The 19,345-nt window shown below is 71.0% G+C and carries 13 protein-coding genes and 3 pseudogenes; 9 read left to right on the plus strand and 7 right to left on the minus strand.

Going from position 1 to position 19,345, the window contains the following annotated elements:
• Positions 1–368: 368 nt before the first annotated feature.
• The 3 genes and pseudogenes from ACH5AF_RS25855 to ACH5AF_RS25865 all read left to right on the plus strand — a co-directional run.
• Positions 369–1,520: a tetratricopeptide repeat protein gene (locus tag ACH5AF_RS25855; protein WP_398904816.1), complete on the plus strand. Its 1,152-nt coding sequence runs from the start codon at positions 369–371 to the stop codon at positions 1,518–1,520.
• Between the two features lie 71 nt (positions 1,521–1,591).
• Positions 1,592–2,638: a polyprenyl synthetase family protein gene (locus tag ACH5AF_RS25860; RefSeq protein WP_398904633.1), complete on the plus strand. Its 1,047-nt coding sequence runs from the start codon at positions 1,592–1,594 to the stop codon at positions 2,636–2,638.
• 606 nt (positions 2,639–3,244) lie between these two features.
• A pseudogene (locus ACH5AF_RS25865) lies at positions 3,245–3,512 on the plus strand (IS5/IS1182 family transposase); the annotation flags it as partial.
• 578 nt (positions 3,513–4,090) lie between these two features.
• Here ACH5AF_RS25865 and ACH5AF_RS25870 read toward each other — a convergent pair.
• The 3 genes and pseudogenes from ACH5AF_RS25870 to ACH5AF_RS25880 form a co-directional block, all read right to left on the minus strand.
• Positions 4,091–5,323: a cytochrome P450 gene (locus ACH5AF_RS25870; protein ID WP_398904635.1), complete on the minus strand. Its 1,233-nt coding sequence runs from the start codon at positions 5,321–5,323 to the stop codon at positions 4,091–4,093.
• 1,074 nt (positions 5,324–6,397) lie between these two features.
• Positions 6,398–6,835, minus strand: a complete 438-nt coding sequence (locus ACH5AF_RS25875) for a VOC family protein (RefSeq protein WP_398904817.1) — start codon at positions 6,833–6,835, stop codon at positions 6,398–6,400.
• Between the two features lie 57 nt (positions 6,836–6,892).
• Positions 6,893–7,273, minus strand: a pseudogene (locus ACH5AF_RS25880) (IS1380 family transposase); the annotation flags it as partial.
• 270 nt (positions 7,274–7,543) lie between these two features.
• Between ACH5AF_RS25880 and ACH5AF_RS25885 the strand changes: the two are divergent.
• Entirely contained in the window at positions 7,544–7,777 is a 234-nt protein-coding gene (locus ACH5AF_RS25885) for a hypothetical protein (protein WP_398904819.1), read from the plus strand.
• A gap of 167 nt (positions 7,778–7,944) precedes the next feature.
• Here ACH5AF_RS25885 and ACH5AF_RS25890 read toward each other — a convergent pair.
• Positions 7,945–8,124 (minus strand): annotated as a pseudogene (locus tag ACH5AF_RS25890) (transposase); the annotation flags it as partial.
• Positions 8,125–8,252: 128 nt separating this feature from the next.
• On the opposite strand from ACH5AF_RS25890, the gene ACH5AF_RS25895 reads away from it, so the two are divergent.
• Positions 8,253–9,323 carry a lactonase family protein gene (locus ACH5AF_RS25895; RefSeq protein ID WP_398904637.1) on the plus strand — a complete coding sequence of 357 codons (1,071 nt, stop codon included), beginning with the start codon at positions 8,253–8,255 and terminating at the stop codon, positions 9,321–9,323.
• Between the two features lie 490 nt (positions 9,324–9,813).
• Here the strand turns inward: ACH5AF_RS25895 and ACH5AF_RS25900 are convergent, their stop codons facing one another.
• Positions 9,814–10,719, minus strand: a complete 906-nt coding sequence (locus ACH5AF_RS25900) for a MerR family transcriptional regulator (RefSeq protein WP_398904820.1) — start codon at positions 10,717–10,719, stop codon at positions 9,814–9,816.
• Between the two features lie 127 nt (positions 10,720–10,846).
• Here ACH5AF_RS25900 and ACH5AF_RS25905 point away from each other — a divergent pair, with 127 nt between their 5' ends.
• Positions 10,847–12,352 carry an alpha/beta fold hydrolase gene (locus ACH5AF_RS25905; protein WP_398904638.1) on the plus strand — a complete coding sequence of 502 codons (1,506 nt, stop codon included), beginning with the start codon at positions 10,847–10,849 and terminating at the stop codon, positions 12,350–12,352.
• Between the two features lie 64 nt (positions 12,353–12,416).
• Here ACH5AF_RS25905 and ACH5AF_RS25910 read toward each other — a convergent pair whose 3' ends face one another.
• The gene (locus ACH5AF_RS25910) at positions 12,417–13,736 is read right to left on the minus strand and encodes a hypothetical protein (RefSeq protein WP_398904640.1); all 1,320 of its coding nucleotides are present in this window, start codon (positions 13,734–13,736) and stop codon (positions 12,417–12,419) included.
• A gap of 447 nt (positions 13,737–14,183) precedes the next feature.
• On the opposite strand from ACH5AF_RS25910, the gene ACH5AF_RS25915 reads away from it, so the two are divergent.
• Positions 14,184–14,423 carry a hypothetical protein gene (locus ACH5AF_RS25915; RefSeq protein WP_398904642.1) on the plus strand — a complete coding sequence of 80 codons (240 nt, stop codon included), beginning with the start codon at positions 14,184–14,186 and terminating at the stop codon, positions 14,421–14,423.
• A 91-nt stretch (positions 14,424–14,514) separates the two neighbouring features.
• On the opposite strand, the gene ACH5AF_RS25920 is transcribed toward ACH5AF_RS25915, so the two are convergent.
• Entirely contained in the window at positions 14,515–16,659 is a 2,145-nt protein-coding gene (locus tag ACH5AF_RS25920) for a glycogen debranching N-terminal domain-containing protein (protein ID WP_398904644.1), read from the minus strand.
• A gap of 120 nt (positions 16,660–16,779) precedes the next feature.
• Here ACH5AF_RS25920 and ACH5AF_RS25925 point away from each other — a divergent pair, with 120 nt between their 5' ends.
• Together ACH5AF_RS25925 and ACH5AF_RS25930 are read left to right on the plus strand one after the other, a co-directional pair.
• On the plus strand, positions 16,780–17,838 hold the full coding sequence (locus ACH5AF_RS25925) for a LacI family DNA-binding transcriptional regulator (RefSeq protein WP_398904646.1): 1,059 nt from the start codon (positions 16,780–16,782) through the stop codon (positions 17,836–17,838).
• A 137-nt stretch (positions 17,839–17,975) separates the two neighbouring features.
• Positions 17,976–19,220 carry an extracellular solute-binding protein gene (locus ACH5AF_RS25930; RefSeq protein ID WP_398904648.1) on the plus strand — a complete coding sequence of 415 codons (1,245 nt, stop codon included), beginning with the start codon at positions 17,976–17,978 and terminating at the stop codon, positions 19,218–19,220.
• Positions 19,221–19,345: the final 125 nt, after the last annotated feature.

The following is a 19,345-nucleotide window of genomic DNA, read 5'->3' on the forward strand; positions in this document are numbered from 1 at the left end:
TGGAGGAGGCTGGGTCGGGGTCCACCCCCTGACTGTGCCACGGCCACGCAAGTACGTCTCCAATCCCAGCCGTTGGTCCACCTGCGTCCGCTGGCGGCGACTGCTGCCCCACCCCCGGGCACTGGCCTGAGGGCATCGTCCGTCGCTACTGCGTCCGAGCCGCATGCACCCGGCAGGAGCACCTGCTCGGAGGTAACCCGGCGGTGCCGGGCCGGAGGCTGTCGTAGGTCTTGATGACGAGTCTTCAGTGCGCTGCGTACCACTCAAGGATGACCCGGCACCCGTACGGAGATGGACTTCTCGGCCTGTGGGGAACCTCGGCCTTCCGTCGGCGTCTTGATCACCAAAGTCGACTGGAAGGGATTCTGATGGTGGGTCAGGTAAGTGAGGCGGGGCGGGCGAAAGCGTCCGCGCCGGAGTACCAGGGGGCTCTCGGCTCGCTGTCGGTGAACGCCTCCTTGGCCGAGGTGCTCGACCGGGGCGTCGAGGAGCTGCAGGCTGCGGAGCGGGCAGGCGACCGGCGGGAGGCGGCGCGCTGCGGGCTGGCCGTCGCGGAGGCGTACCGGAGGCTGGGGCGAATCGAGGAAGCCGACCGAGCGTGGAAGGCAAGCTATCGCGCGGCGCGTTCGGCCGGTCACGAGGGTGCGATGGCGTGGGCTCTGTGGAGTGGCGGCACGCTTGCCCGGCAGCGGGGGGCGTTGCGGCTGGCGTACCGGTTGCTGCGGCTGGCGGCGGAAATGGGTGAGCGGGGCGGTGACGTCGTCGTGCGGGGCTATTCGCTGGCGGGGCTTGCCGAGACGGGGCGCATACAGGGCGATTACGCGGCTGTGGGCAGGCTGCACGAACAGTTGCTGGCCGAGGCCCGTCGGCGCGGTGAGGCCCGGCACACGGTGTGGGCGCTGGAGGGCATCGCGCAGATGCACCGCAACACCGGCGCTTACGACGAGGCGCTGGCGCTGTTCGAGGAGGCGGCCGAGACGGCGTTGCGTGCCGAGGACCGGCGCGGATGGGCCTGGGCGCTGCGGGGCATCGCCGATGTGGTGTCCGTGCGTGACGGGGAGGTGGAGCGTGCCCTGTCGCTGCTTTCGCGAGCGGAGGAGACCTGCCGGGAAATGCGGTTGTCGAGCGCGCTCGCCTACAACCACAAGATGCGTGGCAACGTGCTGTATCGGGCGGGCCGGTACGCGGAGGCGCTTGAGCTGTATGAGCGGGCGCTCGAGGAGTTCCGCGAGATGGAGGAGCCGCGAGGGGCGGCACTGTCGCGGCTGGGGCTGGTCAAGGCGCATGCCCGGCTGGGCCGGGACGCCGCGCAAAGCGCCGTCGAGCTGGCGGAACTGCGCTCGATGCTGGACCGTATCGGGCTGCGGCACGCCCGGGACATGGTGGAGAAAGCGGCGGCCGAGCTGGGGGTGGGGCCGCTGCCCGACGATGCCGGAGGCGGGCCCGGGGCCGGGGGGCCGGTGCTGCCCGCGGGCGGCGCGGAGGCGCTGCGGACGGCCGATGTGAAGGGACTGCGGTGACTTCTTTCCTGACGTCATCGTCACCGGTGTGCTCGCCCACTGGCTCGCAGGGCGTGACGCCCGCTGCCGCGGTGGCTGCGTCCCACGGCCACCGCGCTACGGCGGCCGGTGTCCTTGCGCGCTGCCGTGAACTGGTGCGACCCGCGCTGGCGGAGGCTGTGGGGCGGCTGCATCCCTGGGCCGGTGAGATGGCGGCGTACGCGCTGGGCTGGAGCGATGCGACCGGGACCCCGGATCCGGGCGGCTCCGAGGGCAAGGGAGTACGGGCGGCGCTCGCCGTGCTGGGGGCCGAGGCCGTGGGGGCGGACGGCGGCGTCGCGGGTGCGGTGGCCGTGGAACTGGTGCACACGTTCTCCCTGATACACGACGACATCATGGACGGCGACGGCCTGCGTCGGACGCGCCCAGCGGTGTGGAAGGCCTACGGGACGGGTCCGGCGGTCCTGGCCGGCGACGCGCTCCTCGCCCTCGCCGTGCAGAGTCTGGCCGAGGCGCCGGGCCCCTGGACGGCAGCCGCGGTCCGGCACCTGTCCGGGACCCTGAATGCGCTGGTGTCCGGGCAGGCGGAAGACCTGCGGTTCGAGCAGCGCCCCTGGAGCGGCCCCGGCGCGGTGGAGCCCGAGCAGTACCGGTCGATGGCGGAGCACAAGACAGGGGCTCTGCTGGGCTGTGCGCTCGGGCTCGGTGCGGTCCTCGGCGGTGCTCCTGCCGGGACCGTGTCGGTGCTGGAACGGGCCGGGCGTCACCTGGGCGTCGCCTTTCAAGCGGTGGACGACCTGCTCGGCATCTGGGGTGACACGGCGGTGACCGGCAAGCCCGTCCATGGCGACCTGCGGCAGCGCAAGAAGACCTATCCGGTGCTCGCCGCGCTGGTCGGCGGTGGGAAGGCCGCGCAGGAGCTGGCCGTGCTGCTGGAGTCTCCCGGGCTGCTGGACGGCACGGCGGCGGCACGCGCGGCCGCGCTCGTGGAGGAGGCGGGCGGACGGACCGCTACCCGTGAGGAGGCGCGCCGGCATCTGGACACCGCCCGACGCAGTCTGCGGGAGGCGTCGCTCACGCCCGCGGCCGCCGGGGACCTGGACACGTTGTTCACGTCCTTGCTGGACCGCAGCAGGTGATGCGCCGGCAGGACATGCGCCGGCGGTGTGCCCTGGCGGGCACGGCCCTCGGCGCGATGTGGGGCGGTGCAGTGTGCGGCAGAGGTCCGCGCCCGGAGCGAGAGGTGGAACCGCGCCACGCTACTGCCGGCGCCTGGCAGCAGCGCGTCGGCACGGGCTGGACCAGTAGCCCTCGCCGCGCTGCCGGGCTTGGCACCGGTTACGCCCTCGCCTCCGCTGTACTCACCGCAGCCGCGCTGGAGCGCATGGCCATCGCCGAAGCTTGCGCCACCCGCCCGTCCGCCGCCGCAGCCCCCGTCCGCGGCCTTTCTCGCGGCGCTCCGCGATAAGTTCCTTCACGCCGCGCTCTGTTCTCGACGAGCCGGAGGCGCCGCTCTCCTTCTCTTCGTGCCTCGAGCTGATCGGGCGCATCGACCGGTTGGCCAAGGAGGGAGCCACGCTGCCCCGTTGCCGACCGCCGTGCCGGGCGCGGACACCGCTGAGGTGACGTGCACGGCATACGGAGGGTCGCCTGGCGGGAGCGACGGACGCGGACGGGATCCGGGCCGCTCCGCTGTGCGCCGGTCTCCGGCGGGGCGGCGGCGACCGGATCGCCGAAGTCGCTCCCGCCGCGGACGAGGGCGACGCAGACCGGGCAAGCTCCACGCAGACAAGGGCTACGACTTCCCACCCGCGGCGATGGCAACGGCAGCAGGGCATTACCCACCGCATCGCCCGCAAGGGAATCGAGTCCTCACAGCGGCTGGGTCGCCACCGGTGGACTATCGAGCGCACCAAGGTCTGGCCCGCGGGCTGCCGACGTCTCCACGGACGCTACGAGCATGAAGCGGAACACTTTGTCGTCTCCACGAGCATCGCCTGCACGCTCATCTGCTACCGCAGGCTCGTGCCAACCGAAGCCCCACGACTCAGGTGTTGGCGGCGCCATGGCGCAGGGCATCGCCCTGTGGAAGCAGGTCCGATGTCTCGTGTCTGCGGCAATTCTCCTGCCAGCGCCGATGCGTCGGTGCAACCAGAGACCTCCAGGCCGATGTCCCCCAGGCTGAAGGAGGCAGTCTTGAAAGTCCCGGTCCTGATGGCGGCCAGCCAGTCGTCCATCACGTTGGACCTGAAGAACGGCTGACCGTCCCAGTACGCAAGTCCCGCGTGATCCAGCGCACCTACGGGGACGTAAAAGTCCAGCCGGTCGCCGCTTTCATCACCGCCGCGGATCGCCACGCAACCACACACGACCAGTTGGCCCGTCGGCAGACGAACCTGACCGTGAAGGTGGCCCAACTCGGTCAGAGCCAACCGTGCACGGCATCACCCCGAGGCCGCGCCCGAGCGGGCGGCGGCCCGCTCCGGCGATGCGACCCGCCCGGACTTCAGGCCCGGTCAGCGCCGCTCGGCTGGGCTGAGCGGTGTGAAGGGGCAGTGGTGGTCATGACGGTTTCCTGATGGGTTGGGGGGTCAGCGAGCTGCCGGTCGCAGGCGCACGGGCAGGGCCTGGTGCCCATTGCTGATCAGGGAGGGCAGCGGCTTCAGCTCGTCGGCGGGCACGGCGAGTTCGATCTCGGGAAACCGCTCGAAGAGCTGCTGGAGGGCGGTAGCGACTTCGAGGCGGGCGAGCGGGGCGCCGAGGCAGAAGTGCACGCCGTGTCCGAAGGCCAGGTGCTCCTTCGTCGGCCGGGTGACGTCGAAGCGGTCGGCGGATTCCCCGTGCCAGTCAGGGTGGCGGTTGGCGGCGCCGTAGGAGGCGAGGATCGCCTCGCCCTGGGCGATCGTCTGCCCTTCTGGCAAGGGGATGTCCGTGAGGGCGTAGCGCAGGGGCAAGTGCTTGACCGCGGGCTCGTGCCGCAAAGTCTCCTCGACGACACCGCTCCAGTCGGCGCGGCCGGACTGGAGATGGGCGAGCTGCTCGGGGTCGGTCAGCAGGGCGGTGACGGCCTGGTCGATCACGTTGACGGTGGTCTCGTACCCGGCGGAGATCATCAGCAGGAGCGTGTCGCGCAACTCGTCGTCCCCGAGGGCGCTGCCGTCGCCTTCGTCGTCGCGGGAGGCGATGAGGAGGGAGGTCATGTCCTCACCGGGCTCGGCGCGCCTGGCCGCGATCAGCTGGTTGAGGGCCTCGTACAGGGCGGCTGTGTTCGCGGTGGCCTGTTCGGTGGTGAGGGTGGTGTCGAAGACGCCGTCGACTTTGGCGCGGAAGCCGTCGCGCTGTTCGTCGGGGACGCCCATGAGCTGGCCGATCACTTCGATCGGCAACGGGTAGGCGAGGTCTTTACGCAGGTCGACCGCTTCACTGGCCGGCTTGGAGTCGAGGTCGTCGAGGAGCGTGGTGACGACCTTGTCTACTGCGGGCCGCATGGCCTGGATGCGGCGGGCGCTGAACGCCGGCGCGACCATACGGCGAAGCCGTCTGTGGTCGCCGCCGTAGGCGGTGAACATGTTGTTCACCGCGATCCACAGGGCGAGGGGCCAGGTGGAGACGGTCTCGGCGAAGGCCGGCCAGTGGGCGCGGGCGTCCTTGGAGACCTGCGGGCTGGTGAGGAGTTCCTTGAGGAGAGTGGGATCGGTGACGGACCACGCGGTCACACCGAGGATGTCCACGCGGGTGGCCGGACCGCGGGCGCGCAGAGTCTGGTGCTCGGCGTGGTGGTCGGAGCCGGTGGGGTCCAGGACGAGTATCGGCTGCTGGGACACTGCGTTCTCCTTCAGCGGGCGGTCAGCAAGCGGACGGGGAGGGCTCCCAGGGCGCGGTGGGAGGGGCCGGGTCGCCGGCGCACCTCAGCGGCGGGGACGGCGAGGTCTGTTCCGGCATGGCATCGAGCAGGCAGCGGATCGCGGTCTCGGCGATGACGACGGGCTGGTGTGTCGGGAGCAGGACGGCATCGATGTTCGCGGGCTAGGAGGACAGGTGATGCAGTGATTCGCCAGCGGCGGACAGAGTCTAGGGGACGGTGTCGAGAGCGTCACGCATCGTGGTCTGGACTGCGTGCAGACTGGCGGAAAGTCGCTGGGTGTTGGCGATGAGAGCCGCGCTGGTTCCCCCCGGCCCAGCCGCTCGCCGCTCCCTGGTACGCCAGCGTGCGCGGAGTGCGGCGAGTGCGGCGAGTGGGCGAGTGGGCGAGTGGGCGAGTGGGCACCGCATCCCAACCGGCACCGCGTCCGACAAGTTCGACGTCGAGCCGCGCCCGTACCCCCCGTGGAACCCCCAGGGCGTCGCGAGCCGTCAGCCGTTCCCGCACCATGGGCGCCGCTACACCGTCGCGTGCCCCGCCCTCCGGAAGTCCGCCCCTTCTGCACCGAAAAACCGACGCGGGGCCGTGCCCTCGTGCCCGCCTCGCGTGGCTTGCCCTCGTTCCGGTGGCTGTCCTTCTCGTCCGGCCAGCTACCGGCGGGCCTCCGACCACCACGGAAAGGGGCCTGTGCTCACCGCCCACGACGAATTCCGGCCAGCCACTGGTCCCTCCCACACCCGGAGCGCCTCTACACCGCGCTCATGGCCTCCCCCGCCCCAGGCTGTCCGCACGACCCCGACGACGAGGCCACCCGACTCGTGCCCTTCGAGCAGATTCCCCACATCCGCAACAGCCCGATCAGCGGCTGCCCGGCTGGGGCATCTCTTCCGAGTGCAGGACAGTAGTCAGTTCGCTGGCCCGCGGCGATGGAGGGAATGCGGGTGCCCCGTCCTGGCCGGAGCCGGCCAAGGGTGCGCCCGGCTCACTCGGAAAGCCCGCCTCGTGAAAGCGCGAGGCCAATTGACCCGATCAGCCGTCAGTTCTTCTTCAGCTCCTCGGCGAGCATCACAATGATGCCGCTGGGACCGCGGACGTACGTGAGCTTGTAGACGTCCTCATAGGTCGCCACACCGCGAAGCGGACGGCATCCGTGCTTTGCGGCTGTCTCAAGGGCTTTGTCGATGTCGTCGACTGAGAAGGCGACGCGATGCATGCCGATCTCGTTGGGACGAGTGGGCTTCGACTCGATCGCTTCGGGGTGGATGTACTCGAAGAGCTCAAGGCGACCGTGACCGTCCGGCGTCTGGAGCATCGCAATGTTGGCGTGATTGCCATCAAGGCCGACGGCGGTGTCGGTCCACTCACCACTGACCGTGTCACGGCCGACGACCGTGAGGCCGAGGCCGGTGAAAAAAGAGATCGTTGCTTCGAGGTCGCGAACGGCGATGCCGACGTTCTCAAGTTTGATGGCCATGCGTTTCATGCTACCGAGCCGGGCCGATCGGGTGCTTCCGGCGAGGACGGAGCCGCGTACCAGGGCACCGTCGAGGTCGACCTGACCTGTCCGCCGGCGTCCGGAGCGTGTTTGCCCCCCAGCGACCAGACCCGGTTACGCACCTCGGACCGTGCGGACCGGATGGCCTGCAGGGCCTTCTCGCCGGAGGCGGTATGGACGTCGATCAGGCGGGAGACCGGCGGGTCGGAGGCGACCGGGCCGAGACGGCCGGCTCGCACCGCCGCATCGCGACATCCACGAGGCAGTCACCGCCGAGCGCGACCGCCAGGGCGACGTCCAGGAGGAGCTTGTCCTGCGGACCGTCTCGACCAGCAGTACCGCACCGGCTTGCGAAACCACTCCGCGACCGCCGCCCTCGACGCGGACACCCGGGTAGGACCCGATACGCTTCGTCATCTGGAAAGTGCCTCCGACGGTGGCGGGAACAAGGACCTCAACAGTCCTCATTCTCACTGGTCAGAGGCACTTTCTGCTTTCTTGACCACCAGTCGGAGAGCCCGCCTCGTGAAAGCGCGAGGCTCAGGTTCATCGACGGAAGCCGAGCGGGGCCGGGCGGGTGTTACATGTAGGCCCATCGGCCGTGCGCACCTCCGTGTCGGCACGGCACGGGGAGGCCCGCTCGCTACCTTCCAGGCACCTACACCCGAGATCATGAGGGGTTCAGCCATGGCCAAGTGCGAGGTCTGCGGCAACGACTACGAGATGTCGTTCGAGGTGCACGCCAAGGGAGCGGTGCACACATTCGACAGCATCGAGTGTGCTGCCCAACGGATGGCACCGATCTGCGAGAACTGCCAGTGCCGGATCCTCGGGCACGGTCTGCAGGCCGACGGGCAGTTCTTCTGCTGCGCGCACTGCGCGCGAGAGAAGGGCTACGCGCAGCTCGCCGACCACGCCTGATCCGCTCCGGACGCCACGGCCGGTGAGCCCTCTGACGCGCCGGCCGTTCCGCCCATGGCGCGAGGAGCGTCCTAAGCCCCGCCGCCGTACGCCTCCTGTGCTCCGCATGACCCGTGGGACCGAGGGCGCGCGTCGTGACTCCGTCGGCTGAGAGCGCCGCGCGGGAACATGCCGGCCCGCCGGCACCGTTCTTGGCCGTCCGTCCAGGAGGTGGGCGGATACAAGCGGCGGTCGATCAGCGTGCGCCCGCGTGGAGATGCATAGGCGGGGAGCACGCCGATCTGGCAGTTCCCCGTCCGCCCCTCATCCCCCGAGTGCTGCCGTTGCACCCCCGCCGAACACACCCCCTGCTCAGCACCTCCATCCGCGGTGCCACGCCTGCAGTCGACGGCACCGTGACCACAGCGCCCGGCCATCGTTGAGCTCCGAGCGGATCCGGAACGGGGGATCCGGTGACGGCTGGAGAGGGCATCCCATGGGCGGCGCGGAGCGCAGGACGGACCGGAACAGCGGGCACTGGGCGTACATCGGCTCGTTCACCTCGGGAGGCGGCCACGGCATCACTGTCGCGGCCGTGGACCCGGCGACCGGAGCGCTGACCCCGCTCACGGCCGTCGACACCGTCGTGAACCCCTCGTGCCTGACACTCGATCCGGAAACCGGTGTGCTCTACGCCGTGAGCGACACGACACCGGGCGAGGCCGCGGCCTTCCGGCCCGGGGCCGGGGCTCTCACCGCACTCGGCCCGGCGGTCGAGGTGGGTGGGGCCGGCCCCACCCACCTCAGCGTGGCCGGGCGCCGACTGCTCACCGCCAACTACGCGTCCGGCAGTGTGAGCAGCCTGCCGGTGGCGGCCGACGGCAGCCTGTCCGGACCTCCCGCCGTCCTCGCGCACCAGGGCTCGGGCCCTGACGCCGACCGGCAGCAAGGACCGCACGCTCACCAGGTGCTGCCCGACCTCAGCGGCCACTGGGTGCTCACGGTGGACCTGGGTACCGATGCGGTACGCGTCTGCGCGCTCGACCCGGCCACCGGTGAACTGCGTACACGAACCGAGACGGTGCTCCGGCGGGGATCGGGACCACGTCACCTCGCCTTCCACCCCGACGGCGAGGTGGTCTACGTACTGCATGAGCTGGCGCCACAGCTGACCGTCTGCCGCCTGGATGCGGCGTCCGCGCGGCTGGAGCCGCTCTCCGAGGTCGCGATCGACACCGACGGTGCTCCCGAGGACGTACGGGCCTGCCCCTCGGTCGTCTCGGTCTCGCCCGACGGGCGCTTCGTCTGGGCCGCCGTCCGGGGCAGCAACACACTCCTCACGCTCTCGCTCGCCGACGGAGCCGAGAAGCCACGGGTCACGAGCAGTGTGGCGTGCGGTGGCAGCTGGCCGCGCGATCTGGTGGCCGACCCCTCGGGACGCAGGCTGTACGTCGCCAACGAATGGTCCGGGGACGTCACCTGGTTCGATGTGGACCCGCTCAGCGGGCAACTGCACCGCGCAGGCGCGGTAGCGGTGCCGGCCGCCGCCTGCGTGGTCTTCTCCTGACCCCCCGCAGGCTATGGCGCGAGCGCCGTATTTCCCGAACCGTCGCCGCACTGAACCGTGGGGAAACCGTCCGGATCCGCTGCGACGCACGATTCCGCAACGCCGGCGGAGAGCGACACCGTGCTCGCCTCGTAGTGAAAGCCGAAGGGCTCTTCCTTTCCACCATTGACGGCACCGTCTCGAACCCGCTGACGGAACCTCCTCACCCGCCATGACTACGACGCGACGGCCCCCATCTGGCCGACTCCGATGAGGACCGCCCGGAGAGCAACCGGGCGTACAGACGACGGCTGGTATCGATGCTGAAGCCCAAGGAGCCGCGCATGGCCGAACGGCTCGTCGAGGACGTCTTCACCACACTCGACGAGCAGCCCATCGTCGTGCCCGGACACGCGGCACCACCCCCGTAAACCCTTGCCCGGGGTCGTCGCCCAGGTGATGCGACGCCGGCCAGGCCAGGCCCCATGGGCGCGGCGCGCGGGGGCGTGGGTCAGGCCGCGGGACGGGCCGTCCGGGAGTCGAGGGCGGCGCAGAGCCAGTCGTGGGCGGCCCCCGCGGTGGGTTCCGACGGGCCTCGGAGTTCGGCGGTCAGCTGCCAGTAACCGTCGATACGGGGATCCGCGGCGAGCCGGCCGGCGAGCCCGTGGCGGAACGCGGGAGTGTCGCGGGCGCCGCACGCGTGGGCATAGGCGGAGACGAAGCAGTCGAGTGCTTCTCCCTGGTGCGGTGGCCGCTGCGCCAGCATCTGCGCCGACGCCAACGCGTAGGCCTCGATGAGACCGTCGTAGAGCACGACCGGGCGGAAGCCCGTCTCCGGCCGGTGTGCCGCGGGCTGACAGGGGCCGGTGCCCGAGCAGTCCGCGGAGGTGAGGGCGTGCAGCCGGGCGAAGGCCAGTACCTGTTCGGGGGCGGGGTCGTCGGGCGGCTGTGGGACCGCCTCATCGACGATCGCGGAGACCAGCCGCGCCGGGAGCCGCGCGGGCAGCAGCCAGCGCCGCCAGAAGCGGGCCATCGGCGCGGTGCTCGGCGGGACGGGCACCGCCCCGATCAGGCGCAGCCGGTCTGCGCGTTCCCCGGGAGTGGAGTCCCGGAGCAGTTGGAGCGCGGCCTCACGCCAGCGCAGTGCGGCCAGTTGCGAGCCGACCTCCCGCAACTGCCTCGCGACGACGTCCTCCAGCGCATCCTCCCGGTCGAGGATCCGGCCGACGTCCGGGACGGGCAGGTCGAGGGTGCGCAGCGAGCGGATCAGCCGGAGGCGGTCGACCGCCTCGGGGCCGTACCGGCGGTGGCCGCCGCTGCTGCGGGTCGCTTCGGGCAACAGGCCGCGGTCGGAGTAGAAGCGGACCGTCTTGACGGTGACGCCGGCCCGTTCGGCGAGTTCTCCGATGCTCCACATGCCGTCGCGGGGTGCGCCGTCGTCGGACAAGGCTTGAACCTCCCTCAGGGGGAGTTCCTACCGTACCGGCGACGGCGGCCGGCCGGTGGGGCCGGTCGTTGGGACCGAGGTATGCGAGGAGACGTTCATGACGGCATTCGTCCTGGTGTCGGGCACCTTCACCGACGGCTGGGTCTGGCAGGAAGTGGCTGCACGGCTACGGGAGTCCGGGGCGGAGGTCCATCCGGTGACGCTCACGGGGATGGGCGACCGCCGGCACCTGGCGGGCCCCGACACGGACCTGGAGACGCATGTCGACGACGTGGTGCGGCTGATCGACGAGGTGGCCTCATCCCAAGTGGTGATCGTCGGCCACGACTACGGCATCCACCCGGTACTCGGTGCCGCCGACCGGCGTCCGGAGCGGATCGCCCGGGTCGTCCACCTGGACGCGGGCATCCCCCAGAACGGCGAACCGGCAGCCCAGTCGGTGACCGACCAGGCGGTGCGTGACCGCCTGGTCGGTCGGGCCGAGTCCGACGACGACTGGCGCATCCCCCCGCCGGCGGCCGACGGATGGCAGCGCTGGGGCAGCACGGCCGGTGTCCCCGAAGACGCACTGACCCTGCTTTCCGACCGTGCCGCACCCCAGCCGCAGGCCACTCTCACCCAGCCGCTGCGCCTGTCCGGAGCGGTGTTGGAGCTGCCGTCGACCGGTGTCCTGTGCACGGCGAACGGGTCGAGCATCGCCATCGTCCAGGCCATGGTGGGACTGGGTGACCCCCGTCTGAAGGCGCTCACCGACCCGCGGGTGACGTTCTTCGAACTAGCCACCGGGCACTGGCCGATGCTGTCCGCCCCTGGCGAACTGGCCGAGGCGCTGCTCCGGGCCGCCGCAGGCGAAGGACACCGACTGACCGAGGCAGTCGGCGAACAGCCCCCGCATCTACGGCCCTTCCTGCTGGACGTACCCGAGCAGCACCGCGAGCGGGTGGGCCGGGTCGACCTCCATCTGCCGGATGCCGACGGCCCGCGGCCCGCGGTGGTGTTCGTCCACGGCGGCCCGATCCCCGCCGAGACGCGGCCGACACCGCGTGACTGGCCCGGCTTCGTCGGCTACGCCCAGTACGTGGCGAGCCTGGGAGCGGTCGGCGTGACGCTGGACCACCGGCTGCATGGTGTCGGCGACTACGGGCGGGCCGCCGAGGACGTCACCGCGGCGGTCGATCTCGTACGAGCGGATCCGCGCGTCGACGCAGAACGCGTCGCGCTCTGGTTCTTCTCCGGCGGCGGACCGCTCTCCGCGGACTGGCTCGCATCGCCTCCGCCGTGGCTGCGGTGTCTGGCGGCGACCTATCCCGTACTCGCTCCCCTGCCGAGCTGGGGGCTCACCGATACGCGCTTCCGGCCGGCGGCCGCGGTACGGAAGGCGGAGCGCCTGCCGATCGTGCTGACCCGGGTGGAGCTGGAGATCGCAGAGATCGCGGTGACGGTCGGGGAGTTCCTGGCCGCCGCCGAGGACTGCGACGCGGCTGTCGAGATCGTCGACGTGCCGGGCGGCCATCACGGGTTCGAGACGATCGACCACACCGAGCAGGCACGCGATGCGGTGACCCGAGCGGTGCGGGCCGTGCTGGGACACCTGCGGAGCTGAGGCTTCCGCAGTGGGCGGCGGCCCGCGATCTGCCGCCGCCCACTGCCGTCGCCCACTGCTGCCGTCAGCCGCGCAGTCCGGTCGCCTCCGCGAAGTCGTCGCGCGCCTCTGCGTACCGCTTTGCGGCGACAAACAGCGTGGACCTGTCCGTCAGTGCCCTGGTGAGCACCGCCCGGCCCTTGTCTTCATCCGCCTCGGCCAGTCGGCGCGCGAGAGCGACTCCTTCGTCGAACAGGGGCCGGAGGGGCTCCAGAATGCGATGAGTGCGACGCTCCCAGTAGAACACCGAACGGATCGTCAGCCGCCGATGCACGGTGACCAGCTCCTCCAGGTAGTTGCCCGGATCGGCGGCGGCCAGTGGCGCGAGCGAGGCGGCGACCGCCTCGAGGCCGGCCCGGCCCTCGACGTACGCCGCCCACAGGCCCGGAGACCAGCCGAGCGTGTCGGAACCGAACGGCAGCTCCGTTTCGCCCGGCTGCGCCTGCTCGTGTACGCGTCCCGACAGTCCCAGCAGGATCCGCCACCACGCGAGGATGGAGCTCCAGCTCTTGCGCTCGCCACTCGCCGCCAGTTCGGTGAACAGCTCTCCGGCCTCCCGCCGTGCGGCACGGGCATCGGCGGACCGCCCGCGGGAGTCGAGCATTTCGGCGAAGCGGACCAGTTCCCACAGCAGGTTCGCGAGTGACGTGCGTCCGTCCTCGACTTCGCGGCGACTGGTCGAGACCAGCTCTCCGAAGGCGTCGAGGGCCGCCTCGTGCCGGCCGGCCGCGTCCAGCTCGGCCGCCCACTCGACCATGTCCCAGAACGACGGGCCCCTGCCCGAGCCCTCCTGACGCGCGGCGGCCACGATCCTGCCGCACAACTCCGCCGCCTCCCGGTGTCGCCCCTCCTCGGCCAAGGCGGTGGCCATGGGGCCGAGACCGTACACGGGGCTTTCCACCTGCCCCGTTTCGAACGCCCGGCGGCCGGCCAGCGCCATCTCCTCCCGTGCCGAGAGGCCCTCCGCCCGCCGGCCGAGCACGTACAGCTGCCGCTGGTACGCGTCCAGCGCGTCGACGAGCGGTTCGGCCCGTCGTCCCGGCTCCATTCCGTCCAGCCGCCGGGCCGCCTCGACCGCTTCGGCGCACACGCTCAGGCAGGCCTGCGGATGAGCGCCAAGTTCGTAACTGAGGCTCAGCAGAGCCCTTACCAGGCGCGGCAGATACGCCAACGGGCTCACCACCGAAAGTGTCCGGCAGGCGTCCGCCTCCTGACGACGACTGAGCCTGCCGGAGCCCAGCAGCGCCGTGCGCGCTCGCAGTACCGCGTCGTGATCGATGTTCTCGGCATGGGCGGTCCGCCCCGCGTGACCGGACTGCCCTGCATGCTTCGTCGCGGAATTCATGACGGTGATTCTGCGAGCTGCGGACAGCGGCCAACAACGTTTCCGGGCTGTGCCGTTCGTCCTACGAAAACCCCCGCTGACCTGTCATGATGGAAACGTCATCACCCCCGTGGCGGGCTCCCAGCCCTCGACGCCCTGGCGCGCGACCCGGTGCCCGAGCTGACGGATACGCCCAGCAGCAGCGAATACGTCGCAGGACGGGATCCGCGCGGGCGGGGTGCCATCCCGGTGGGTGTCCCAGGCGAGCCCCCGACGTCCGACACCGTCCCTCGTTGTGCCCACCCCCAGTACGCCAGTGGCAGCCCCGTCAGCCTCGCCCAAGCTCACGCCCGTCACCATCGGCGACTGGCGCTATGGGCACGCCGGGCTGGGTTTCTCCACTGACGTCAACGGCTGGGGCGGGCAGTACGACAAGCCCGGCGTTGCACGTCACGCTGACGGTGGCCGATGACCGTCACCGACGAGCGACGACCGCCGCGCACACCGCACGGCGGGACGCACTGCGAGGCCCACCACCGCGAACAGCCCGCCGACAACCGGTCGGCCGCGCGTGCCGTGCTGCACGGCGTTCGCGTGCACCATGCCCACGAGTCGCGACAGCGGGAGGGCGGCATCACGTGGCGCGGTGAGCAACGCAAGAGGCAACCGCAACCGGCCGTGCCCCTGAGAGGTCTGCTCGATACGTGAGACCACGTCCGCCCCACCGCCGCGCCGAACCGCGCGGACTGCGCGGACTGCGCGGACTGCGCGGACTGCGCGGACTGCGCTTGTGTATCAGTCAGCGGTGGCGATGGCTGCCCCCGACCACCACCAGCCCTTCCGGAGCGACCACATTCGTCGTGCCGTCCGCGGCTACGGTGACGTGCATCGGGCATCCGGCGACCTGAAGTTCCGTCACCGTCAAGGGCCCGTATTCGTGGGCGAAGGTGGGCGCGACCGTCACCGTGCCCGCGGGGACGTCCGCGTCGAGGCCAAGGGCCGATCGGAGCACGAGGACCGACGACGCCGCCGCCCACGCCTGCGGCCGGCAGGACGCGGGATAGGGGGCAGGTTGCGTGCCCGCTTGGCTGCCGTGGCCTGCAAAGAGTTCGGGCAGTCGGGCATCGAAGGCGGCGGAGGCAGTGAGCAGGCCGGCCGCCAGTGCATCCGCCGCGTGCGGGAAACCGGCCCGGACGAGCCCGTGCACGGCGATCGCCGTGTCGTGCGGCCAGATCGAACCGGTGTGGTACCCGTATGGGTTGAAGCCCACCGACTCACTGCTCAGCGTGCGCAGCCCATGGCCGGAGTCGAGGTCTGGCGCACTGAGGCGGGCCGCCAGCAGGGCACTCTCCTCATGGTTCAGCAGTCCCGTGCCGAGCAGGTGACCGAAGCCGGAGGTCACCGAGTCCGCCGGTCGGCCGTCGCGGTCCAGTGCGACCGCCGGGTAGGGGCCGTGGGCGTCCTCGACCCAGAAGCGCTTGCGGAAGCGGTCGGCCAGCCGTTCGGCCCACTCCTCCCACTCGTCGGCCCCCGGGCGGCCGAAGGACCGCAACAGCGCCGCACCGCCCCGCGCCGCCTCGTAGGCGTACGCCTGGACTTCGCACAGGGCGATCGGCGGACGGGCAAGGCGGCCGTCGCGTTGGCGGATGGAGTCGTCGGAGTCCTTCCAGCCCTGGTTCGACAGGCCATAGCCGGTCTGGTCGATGTACTTGAGGAAGCCGCCGCCGTCAGCGTCCGCCTGGCCACGCATCCATGCGAGCGCCGACTCGGCGTGCGGCAGCAGCTGTTCGACCTCCTGGGGATCCAGGCCCCAGCGCCAGGCGTCGTGGAGAAGGGTGATCCACAAGGGGGTGGCGTCGACGGTGCCGTAGTACACCGGGGGGAGCGAGAGCTGGTGCGCGATCTGCAGGCTGCCGCGGCGCACTTCGTGCAGGATCTTGCCCGGCTGTTCCTCGGTAGCCGGGTCGGTGACCCCGCCCTGGCGGCGGGCGAGTGTGCGCAGGGTGCCGGCGGCGAGGTCCGTGCCGAGCGGGAGCAGCATTCGGGCGGCCCAGAGTGAGTCGCGGCCGAAGAGGGTCAGGAACCAGGGGGCTCCGGCGGCCAGGAACTGGTCCGGGCGGTCCTCATGCGGCGACTGCGGGTCTGTGAGGCGCAGGCGGTCCAGGTCGGCGAGGGACTGCTGGAGCCACTGGTCGAAGCGGCGGTCCGCGCTGCGTATTACGGGGGTGCGCCAGGGCAGTGGTTGTGCCGGCGGGGCCGGGAACTGGTCGCCGTCGGCGTAGGTCGCTGTGCAGGTCAGTGTCACGCTCCACGAGGTGCCGGGCTCGAGGTCGATGTCGTACGACAGCCGGACCGTCGGCACCTCGAGCACGTCCGGTGCGGGCTCGCAGGCCAGGCTGACGGTGAAGTCGTCGCCGGTCCAGGTCAGGCCGACATCGTCGGCGTCAGCGACCTGCGGCTCAACCGTCTCCAGAGCATGCCCGGACTTCACCTGCTCCATCGTGGCGAGGTCCGTGCCGACGGTCAGTGTCAGCCGGAAACGGACGTGCTCGCTGCCTGCGTTGGTGACCTCGAAGACCTCTTCCAGCCGGCCTGCCGCCGTGCTCCGGCTGCGGTGCAGGGCGACGGCGGGGTCCGCTGTCACCTCGCCGAGCCCGCGCAGGATCGCCCTGAAGTCGGCCCGGTCCGCTCCCCGCGGCCGGCCATGGACCGGAGCCAGATGGATGCCCTCGGCGGCGACGGTCAGGCGGGACAGCGCCCTGCGGTCCCCGTGATAGAAGCCGTCCGCGCCCCCGCTGAGCTGCCCGTCCGGATGCGAGATCACCAGGCTGGGGGCGTGCAGCGTGACGGCTGCGTCGTGCAGGAACGGCTGCAGGCCCCCTGCCGCAAACGGCGGTGCCGTGACCGTTCCGTTGGTTTCCTGGGTCTTGACAGTGGAGTCCAAAGGAGTAGAACCTCTCCGTGTTAGATCGTTCCAAAAACACTAAGTGACTCTTCAGGGCACTGGCAATGTGTTTGGAACGCTAAAATCCAGTCACATCTCCTCTGTAAGTCGGAGACCCGTATGCCCCGCTCCAGCAGCAGTTCCTCGGTCAAGGCCGGCCCGGTGACCCTCGCGATGGTCGCCAGCCGGGCCGGGGTCTCCCCGCAGACCGTGTCGAACGCGATCAACTCGCCGGACATGCTGCGGCCCGAGACCCTGGAGAGGGTCCGCCGCATGATCGACGAGATGGGCTATCGCCCCAGCCGCGCCGCGCAGACGCTGCGCACCCGCTCCAGCAAGCTGATCGGCTACGGCATCCAGCCCGTGCCGTTCAGCAGCCCCGTCCTGGACCGCTTCCTGCATGCCCTGTCGCACGCCGCCGACGAGGCCGGTTACCGGATTCTGCTCTTCGCCTGCCCGTCCGGCGAACCGACGCTGGAGGGGTACGAGGAGCTGCTGGGCCAGCACGAGGTCGACGGCTTCGTGCTCAGCGGAACCGAGCGCGGCGACCCGCGCCAGGCGTGGCTGGCCAAGCGGGGCGTGCCGTTCGTCGGCTTCGGCCGGATGTGGTCGGGACGGCAGATCGGTGACTGGGTCGACGTCGACGGCGCCTCGGGCACGGACGCCGCGGTCGAGCACCTCGTCGCCCAGGGACACCGCAAGATCGCCTTCCTGGGCTGGGAGCGCGGCTCCTCCGGCGCCGGCGACGACCGCGCCGAGGGCTGGCAGCGCGCCATGCGCCGGCACGGCCTGTCCACCCGCGGGCGGCGCGGCCAGAGCGTGAACGACATCGACGCCGCCCGCGCCGCCGTCGAGCCGCTCCTGGACGCGGGCGCGACCGCAGTGGTCGCGGCCAGCGACATGCTTGCGCTCGGCTGCTACCAGACGCTGCGCGAACGCGGTGCCACCCCAGGCCGCGACATCGCCGTGGTCGGCTTCGACGACTCGCCGACCGCCGCACTCCTCTCCCCCGCCCTGTCCTCCATCGCCCAGCCGCTGGAGGACGTCGGCCGGGAGTGCGTGCGGCTTCTGCTGGCGCGAATCGCCTCCCCCGGCACACCGCCCGAGCGTCTCCTGCTGGAGCCGTCCCTGGTCGTCCGCGACAGCACCACCACGACGCGGTCCGCCCCAACCGAGTAGGCGCCACCGGGTGCCCCCGACCGCCGGCACCGCCTCACCTTCGAAACTTCACCCTCCGCTCCCCCCCACCCCGGACCCACGTCCCCGTGCCGCCCGGGTGGAGCCGCACGTACCGCCCCGCACCACCGGAGGAAGTCATGCAAAACCGTACGGCCGTCGCGGCCCTTGTCACCTGTGCGGCCATACTGACCGCCACAGGCTGCTCGTCGAGTTTCGGCGGCGACAAGAAGACCGCGCAGGACTCCAGCTCCAAGCAGCACCTCACCGTTCTGATCGCTTCCTCGGGCGACGCCGAGACCAGGGCCGTCAAGGAGGCGGCCGCCGCATACGCCAAGAAGTCCGGCAACACGGTGACCGTGGACGTCGCCAAGGACATCAACCAGCAGCTCGCCCAGTCGTTCGCCGGGCACAAGCCGCCGGACGCCTTCTACGTCGACTCCAGCCAGTTCGCCAACTACGCCAAGGGCGGCTCCCTGTACGCCTACGGCGACCAGATCAAGGACGCGGACGACTTCTCCGCCCAGCTGCGCGCCTCCTTCACCTACAACGGGAAGCTGGTGTGCCTGCCCAAGGACACCTCCACCCTCGCCCTGGCGATCAACACGGACCTGTGGATGAAGGCCGGGCTGACCGCGAAGGACTACCCCACCACCTGGGCTCAGCTGAAGACGCTTGCCGCCAGGCTGACCAAGGGCAATGTCACCGGGCTGGTCATCAACGGCGAGTACGCGCGGGTCGGCGTCTTCATGAGAGAGGCCGGCGGCTGGATCACCAACGCCGACCAGACGCAGATGACCGCCCACAGCGCACAGAACGCTGAGGCGCTGGCCTACGTGCAGTCGCTGTTGAAGTCCGGCTCCCTGAAGTACGCCAACCAGGTCGACACCAACTGGGGCGGCGAGGCCCTCGGCAAGGGCAAGGCCGCCATGACCATCGAGGGCAACTGGCTCACCGGCGGCATGAAGGCCGACTACCCGAACGTGAAGTACTCAGTGGTTCCGCTGCCCGCCGGCCCGTCCGGAAAGGGCACCCTCGCCTTCAGCCAGTGCTGGGGCGTGGCCCAGGACAGCACCCACCGGACAGCGGCCGTGGACCTGGTGCGGCACCTGACCTCCGCCACACAGCAGTTGAAGAACGCGGATGCCTTCGGCGTGATGCCCTCCCGCACCAGCGCCCTCGGCGAGTACGCGAAGAAGAACCCGTCCGCCAAGGCGTGGGCCGACGCCACCGCCTACGCCCAGGGCCCGGTGACCGTCGCCGGCTTCGACAAGGTCCTCAACCAGTTCAACACCGACCTCGCCAAGCTGGGCACCAGCGACCCGAAGAGGATCCTCGCCGACCTGCAGCGCAACGGCGATCAGGCCCTCACGAAGGGCGACTGAGCCTCCATGTCCCCGCGTACGTCACAGCACCCTCGCCCGGTCCCGCGTTCGCGCGCGGGCGGGGGTCCCCGTACGGCCGTCTCGCCGGGCGAACCTGACACGCCCGGCGGGCCCGGCCCGGCCGC

Origin of the sequence: Streptomyces sp. NPDC018833 (genome assembly GCF_044390825.1) — a bacterium.
Classification (GTDB): domain Bacteria; phylum Actinomycetota; class Actinomycetes; order Streptomycetales; family Streptomycetaceae; genus Streptomyces.